This window comes from Rathayibacter sp. AY1F9 (genome assembly GCF_002932155.1).
Classification (GTDB): Bacteria; Actinomycetota; Actinomycetes; order Actinomycetales; family Microbacteriaceae; genus Rathayibacter.
This window is the reverse complement of the sequence record NZ_PSVA01000003.1, coordinates 202,910-208,909: the sequence shown is the minus strand read 5'-3', so window position 1 is coordinate 208,909 and position 6,000 is coordinate 202,910. Positions and strand designations below refer to the sequence as shown.

Sequence of the window (6,000 nt, the reverse complement as noted above, 5' to 3'; positions counted from 1 at the left end):
CCTCGGGGGCGGCGGGCTTCTCGGCGGCCGGGGCGGGCTCGGGCTCGGCCGGGGCGGGAGCCTCGGCGTCGCTCTCGGCGTCCACCGACGGGGTCGCCTCGTCAGTGGCCTCGGTCTCGGCGGCCTGGACCTCGGGGGCCTCCTCAGCGGGAGCCTCGGGCTCGGACGCCGACGCGGCTCCGGAGCCGTCTCCGATGCGCACCAGCTCGGCGCCGACCTCGACGGTCTCGTCCTCCTGGACGAGGATCTCCTCGATCACTCCCGCGACGGGCGACGGGATCTCGGTGTCGACCTTGTCGGTCGAGACCTCGAGCAGGGGCTCGTCCACCTCGACGCGGTCCCCGACGTTCTTCAGCCAGCGGGTGACCGTTCCTTCCGTGACACTCTCTCCGAGTGCCGGGAGGCTGACGGATTCGCTCATGAGCCTGTCTCCTTAAGACGCTTGTGTTTCGATGTCCAGCTTACTGATGCGGAAGCGGCGGGTCGCCGCACCGCAGTGGTTCTACAGGGCGTGCAGCGGCTTCCCGGCCAGAGCGAGGTGCGCCTCGCCGAGCGCCTCGTTCTGAGTGGGGTGCGCGTGCACGAGGGGCGCGACGTCCTCGGGGTGCGCCTCCCAGTTCACGATGAGCTGAGCCTCGCCGATCAGCTCGCCGACGCGGGCTCCGACCATGTGCACGCCGACGACGGGGCCGTCGACCAGGCGCACGACCTTCACGGAGCCGGTGGTCCCGATGATCGTGCTCCGGGCGTTGCCGCCGAGGCCGTAGTCGTACACGGCGACGCGCTCGGCGCCGTACTCGGCGATCGCGCGGGCCTCGCCGAGGCCGACGGAGGCCACTTCGGGGTCGCTGTAGGTCACCTTCGGGACGTTGACGTCCGAGACGACCTGCGGTCCCAGACCGGCGATCTCCTCCGCGACGAAGATCCCCTGCTGGAAGCTCCGGTGCGCGAGCTGGAGCCCCGGAACGATGTCGCCCACGGCGTACACGCCGGGGACGGAGGTCTGCAGGCGCTCGTCGGTCAGCACGTAGCCGCGGTCGAGGCGGACCCCGGCCTCCTCGAGGCCGATGCCCGCGGTCACCGGGCCGCGGCCGACGGCGACCAGCAGGATCTCGCCCTCCACCGTGGCGCCGCTCTCGAGCGACACGGAGACGCCGTCCCCGCTCTGGGAGACCGACGCGACGCGGGATCCCAGCTGGAAGGCGATGCCCCGCTTGCGGAAGGCGCGCTCCAGCTGCTTGCTGACGCTCTCGTCCTCGTTGGGAACGAGGTGGGGGAGGGCCTCGACGATCGTGACCTCGGCGCCGAACGAGCGCCAGACGCTCGCGAACTCGACGCCGATCACTCCGCCGCCCAGGACGACGACGCTCGCGGGCACGTGGTCGAGCTCGAGAGCCTGGTCGCTCGTCAGGATCCGGCCGCCGATCTCGATGCCGGGGAGGGTGCGGGAGGCGGACCCGGTGGCGACGACGACCGACGCGCCGTGGAGCACGTGCTCGCCGACGGTCACCGTGCCGGGCGCGGTGAGACGGCCCTCGCCCGTGACGACCGTGATGCCGCGCGAGGACACGAGGCTCTGTAGCCCCTTGTACTTGCCGGCGACGACGCCCTCGCGGTAGCGCGTGACGCCCGCCATGTCGATCCCGGTGAAACTCGAGAGCACGCCGTACTTCTCTCCCTCGCGGGCGCCGTCCGCCAGCTCGGCGGCGTGCAGCAGGGCCTTGGTGGGCACGCATCCGCGGTGCAGGCAGGTGCCGCCGAGCTTGTCGCGCTCCACGAGCGCGACGCTCATCCCGAGCTGCGTCGCCCGGAGGGCCGCCGCGTACCCGCCGCTGCCACCTCCGAGCACGACCAGGTCGTAGCGCTCTTCCGACACCCAGTGACTCCCTCGCGACGTGCGGTCCCGCTTCCCGGCCGACCGGCTCCGGCGCTGAGCGCCGAGCGGATCGGGAGGGGGGACGAGGCGGGATCTCCCGCCCCGTCGACCCTACTACGCGCTCGCGAAGCCCTCGGCCAGGGCGATCAGCGCGCGCACCGAGACCCCCGTGGCGCCGGCTCCGGTGAAGCCGTAGCCGCCGCCTCCGTTGCTCGAGGGGCCGGCGATGTCGAGGTGCGCCCACGGGATCGTGGTCGCGTCCTCGCCCTCGCCGCGCTTCCCGACGAACTCGCGGAGGAAGTGGCCGGCGAGGAGCATGCCGCCGGCGGTGTTGCCCGGCTTGACGTTCGCGATGTCGGCGATGTCCGAGTTGAGCAGCGGTCGCAGCTCCGCGGGGAGGGGCATCTGCCAGAAGGGCTCTCCCGCCGCGCGGGCGGCGTCGAGGACGCGGGAGACCAGCTCGTCGTCGCCCAGAGCGCCGACGGTCCGGTTGCCGAGGGCGACCACGGAGGCGCCGGTCAGCGTCGCGACGTCGATGATCGCATCGGGCTGCTCCTCGCTGGCGGCGACGAGGCCGTCGGCGAGCACCAGCCGGCCCTCGGCGTCGGTGTTCAGCACCTCCACCGTGGTCCCGCCGCGCACGGTGAGCACGTCGTCCGGGCGGATCGCGGTCCCGGAGGGGAGGTTCTCGGCGATGCAGAGCCAGGCGGTCGCGCGGAGCGGGAGGCCGAGCTCCGCGATGGCGCGCACCACGGCGTACACGGTCGCCGCGCCCGCCATGTCGGTCTTCATCCCGATCATCGAGGCCGGCGGCTTGAGCGAGAGTCCGCCGCTGTCGAAAGTGATGCCCTTGCCGACAAGGGCGAGGTGGGTGCTCGCGCCCTCGGGCGCATAGGCGACCTTCACGAGGCGGGGCGGGCGGGAGGAGCCGCTGCCGACTCCGAGGATGCCGCCGAACCCCTCCTCCGCGAGGGCCTCCTCGTCCCAGACGGTGACCTCGAGGGGCAGTCCCTCTGCGCCGGTCTGCACGGCCTCGGCCAGCGTCTGCGGGTAGAGGTGCGACGGGGGAGTGTTGACGAGGTCCTTCACCGTGCCGACCGCGCGGCCGAGCACGAGCGCCCGGTCCAGGACGGCGGGGTCGGCCGACTCGCCGCCGCCCAGCAGGACGACGTGCTCGACGGGCGCCTTCGCCGCGGCGGCGGTGCTGCCGCGGAAGGCGGTGAAGGAGTAGGAGCCGAGCGCGGCGCCCTCGGCGACCGCGGCGAGCGTGCCGTCGGAGCCGGCGGGGAGGGAGAGGGCCACGGAGGCGGACCCCGCGAGCAGGCGGACGGCGGCGCCCGCGGCGTTCCGCAGCGCGGTGTCGTCGGGCTCCGCCGAGCCGAGGCCGACGAGGACGATCACTCCGGCACGGACCGAGGACGGCACGCGCACGAGCGTCTCGGCGGCGCCGGTCGCGCCGAGCGCGCTCAGCGCGGGGGCCAGCTCCTCGAAGCCCTCCGCGCCGACGAGCCGGGGACCGTCGGGTCCCGGGGCGACGCCGAGGACGAGGGCGTCGGTGTCGATGTCGGAGGCGGGAACGGTCGAGTACTCGAGAGAGGAGAGGGGCATGGCGGCAATGCTAGGCGCTGTTCGCTGAGGGCTCAGCGGACCCGGACGGGGCGCCGGGACCCCCGTTTAGACTGGACGCATGCTGGATCCGGAAGACCTGTTCGAGATCGAGGGCGACCTCTCCGAGATCCCGCGCGGGCTGCACCTCGTCGCGGGCCTGACCGGCTCGGCCGACGCCGGGGGAGCGGTGGGGCAGCTGGGGGAGTACCTCTTCGAGACCCTCGAGCACCGCGAAGTCGCGGTCTTCGACCAGGATCAGCTGCTCGACTACCGGGCCCGCCGCCCCATCATCACGTTCGACCAGGACCACCTGACGGACTACCGTCCTGCGATGCTCCGGCTCTCGCTCGCGCACGACGAGCTGCACCAGCCGTTCCTCCTGCTCACCGGCTTCGAGCCCGACTTCCAGTGGGAGCGGTTCACCCGCGCGGTGGTCTCCCTCCTCGAGCGGCTCGACGTCGCCTCGACCACGTGGGTCCAGGCGATCCCGATGCCCGTGCCGCACACCCGGCCCGTCGGCGTCACCGTGAGCGGGAACCGCGAGGACCTGATCGAGGCGATGTCGGTCTGGAAGCCGCACACGCAGGTGCCCTCGAACGTCCTCCACCTGCTCGAGCTGCGCCTCTACGAGCGCGGTCTGACCGTGGTCGGCTTCGCGCTGCTCATCCCGCACTACCTGTCGGACACCGAGTACCCGCAGGCGGCGGTCGCGGCGCTCGAGAGCATCTCGGCGTCGACCGGCCTCATCTTCCCGACGGACCGCCTGCGCGAGAGCGGGCGGGAGTTCCTCGGCAAGGTCGACGAGCAGGTCGGCGGCAACGATGAGCTGCAGAAGCTGGTCTCGGCCCTCGAGGCGCGGCACGACACCTACATGGAGGGGACGAGCCTCCGCTCGCCGCTCACCGACGAGGACGGCTTCGTGCCCAGCGCCGACGCGATCGCCGCCGAGCTCGAGAAGTTCCTCGCGATCCGCCGCCCGGGCGAGGAGCCCACCGCCTCCTGAGCGGCCGTAGGATCGGACGAGTGCGTGATCGTCGAGCCTGGTTCGTCTTCGGTGCCGGAGCGTTCGCCTACCTCGTCGCGGTCCTGGACCGCACGACGCTGGGCGTCGCAGGAGTGGACGCCGCGGAGCGGTTCGGAGTGGCCGCCGCCGTCCTCTCGTCGCTCGCCGTCGTCCAGCTGATCGTCTACGCCGGGATGCAGATCCCGGTCGGGATCCTGATCGACCGGTTCGGCCCGCGGACCCTGATCCTCTCGGGCACGGCACTGATGATGGCGGGCCAGGTCGTGGTCGCGATCGCGCCGGGCATCGGCGTCGCGATCGTCGGGCGGATCCTGCTGGGAGCGGGGGACGCCGCGATCTTCACCTCCGTGATCCGCCTCACGGTCACCTGGTTCAGCGGACCGATCGTGCCGCAGCTCTCGCAGTGGATCGGCAACATCGGCCAGGTGGGCCAGATCCTCTCCGCACTCCCGTTCGCGGCGATCCTCCACACGTTCGGCTGGGAGCCCGCGTTCCTCAGCGCCGCCGGCCTCGGGGCCGTGTCCTTCCTCGGCGTGCTCCTCCTGGTCGCCGACGTCCCGCCGCGCACCGAGCCGATCACGGTGGTGCCCCCGACGCTCCGGGCGACGATCGCGCAGCTCGGAGTGAGCCTGCGCCGGCCGGGGACGCAGCTCGGCTTCTGGTCGCACTTCGTCACGCAGTCCTCCGGCACGGTCTTCACGCTCCTCTGGGGCTACCCCTTCCTCGTCTACGCGATCGGCCTGCCGCCGACCGTCGCAGCGCCGACCCTCACGATCGTCGTGATCGCGGGGATCGTCGTCGGGCCCGTGCTCGGCGTCCTGACCGCCCGCCACCCCATGCGCCGCAGCAACCTCGTGCTCGGGATCGTCTCGGCGATGGCGGTCGCCTGGACGGTCGTGCTGCTCTGGCCCGGCGTCCCGCCGTACTGGCTCGTGGTGCTGCTCCTGATCGTCGTCGGAGCGGGCGGCCCCGGCTCCATGATCGGGTTCGACTTCGCCCGCACGTTCAACCCCTCGCGGAGCCTCGGCGCGGCGAACGGAGTCGTCAACGTGGGCGGGTTCCTGGCCAGCTTCACGATGATGTTCGCGATCGGCCTGATCCTCGACGCACTGGCCGGTCCCGGTGCCTCCTCCGAGCAGACCTACTCGCTCGAGCACTTCCGCCTGGCGTGGTGCGTGCAGTACGTGGTGGTCGGCGCCGGAGTCGTCGGACTCCTCGTCGCGCGCCGCCGGACCCGCCGCCGCCTGGCCGAGGACGAGGGAATAACCGTGGCCCCTCTCTGGGTTGCACTGAGTGACCGGATGCGCCGCGGCCGCGCGGGGCGCTGACGGTCGTCCCCGTCGATCCGCCCTTCTGCAGACGCGATGTCCCAGCGGAACGGCCCGGATCCCGCCGGATCGAGCCCCACTCGCACCGCACCGCACGGCTGCACTACTCAGACGTGCAATAATTGTCAATAGGACCCGTTCGGGTCGAGGAGCACCAGGCCCAC

General features: G+C 72.4%; 5 protein-coding genes. 2 read left to right on the top strand and 3 right to left on the bottom strand.

Annotation, left to right across the window (positions count from 1 at the left end):
* The 3 genes from C5C37_RS04045 to C5C37_RS04035 form a co-directional block, all read right to left on the bottom strand.
* Positions 1–421: biotin/lipoyl-containing protein (locus C5C37_RS04045; protein ID WP_308471049.1), on the bottom strand; the 421-nt coding region annotated here is incomplete at its 3' end.
* An 81-nt stretch (positions 422–502) separates the two neighbouring features.
* The gene (lpdA, locus tag C5C37_RS04040) at positions 503–1,876 is read right to left on the bottom strand and encodes a dihydrolipoyl dehydrogenase (protein ID WP_104292070.1); all 1,374 of its coding nucleotides are present in this window, start codon (positions 1,874–1,876) and stop codon (positions 503–505) included.
* Positions 1,877–1,990: 114 nt separating this feature from the next.
* Positions 1,991–3,484 carry a leucyl aminopeptidase gene (locus C5C37_RS04035; protein WP_104225226.1) on the bottom strand — a complete coding sequence of 498 codons (1,494 nt, stop codon included), beginning with the start codon at positions 3,482–3,484 and terminating at the stop codon, positions 1,991–1,993.
* Positions 3,485–3,563: 79 nt separating this feature from the next.
* Between C5C37_RS04035 and C5C37_RS04030 the strand changes: the two genes are divergently transcribed.
* The gene (locus C5C37_RS04030; protein WP_104238748.1) at positions 3,564–4,487 is read left to right on the top strand and encodes a proteasome assembly chaperone family protein; all 924 of its coding nucleotides are present in this window, start codon (positions 3,564–3,566) and stop codon (positions 4,485–4,487) included.
* A 20-nt stretch (positions 4,488–4,507) separates the two neighbouring features.
* Positions 4,508–5,836 (top strand): nitrate/nitrite transporter, encoded by a 1,329-nt coding sequence (locus C5C37_RS04025; RefSeq protein WP_104338501.1) that lies wholly within the window; start codon positions 4,508–4,510, stop codon positions 5,834–5,836.
* The last annotated feature ends 164 nt before the right edge of the window (positions 5,837–6,000 follow it).

Coding starts and splice junctions, on each gene's coding strand:
- C5C37_RS04035 (WP_104225226.1), bottom strand. CDS start 3,484: ATGCCCCTCTCCTCTCTCGAGTACTCGACCGTTCCCGCCTCCGACATC.
- C5C37_RS04030 (WP_104238748.1), top strand. CDS start 3,564: ATGCTGGATCCGGAAGACCTGTTCGAGATCGAGGGCGACCTCTCCGAG.